The sequence below is a fragment of the Faecalibacterium sp. DFI.5.82 genome (assembly GCF_029076575.1).
GTDB lineage: Bacteria > Bacillota > Clostridia > Oscillospirales > Ruminococcaceae > Faecalibacterium > Faecalibacterium duncaniae.
Genome location: NZ_JARFIS010000454.1, coordinates 1 through 313 on the forward strand (window position 1 = coordinate 1; position 313 = coordinate 313).

Here is a 313-nt window from a genome sequence, read left to right on the forward strand (position 1 = left end):
CCACAAGGCCCACATGGTCGGCGCTGCCGTCCAGGTCCCAATCGAAAAAGATAGCATCTCCGGGGGCGAGGTTGTCATAGCCCCGTGCGCCCCATTGTCCATGGGACTGGAACCACTGGATGCCCTGGGACTGACAGGCGGCAAAGCGCGGTTCAGACAGCCCCATTTGGCCGTAGCACCAGGACACGAAGCAGGCGCACCATTCCACACGGGAATTGAGGCCGTACCAGCTCCAGTAGGGCTGACCGCCCACATCGCCCACCTGACTTTTGGCAATATCCACCACAGCCTGATTGCCGGGGCGTGTGCCGTT

1 protein-coding gene is annotated in these 313 nt (G+C 62.0%); it reads right to left on the bottom strand.

Annotated features, from left to right (window positions below; genetic code table 11):
• On the bottom strand, positions 1-313 hold a 313-nt coding region (locus tag P0G09_RS17395), incomplete at both ends, for a CHAP domain-containing protein (RefSeq protein WP_275253301.1).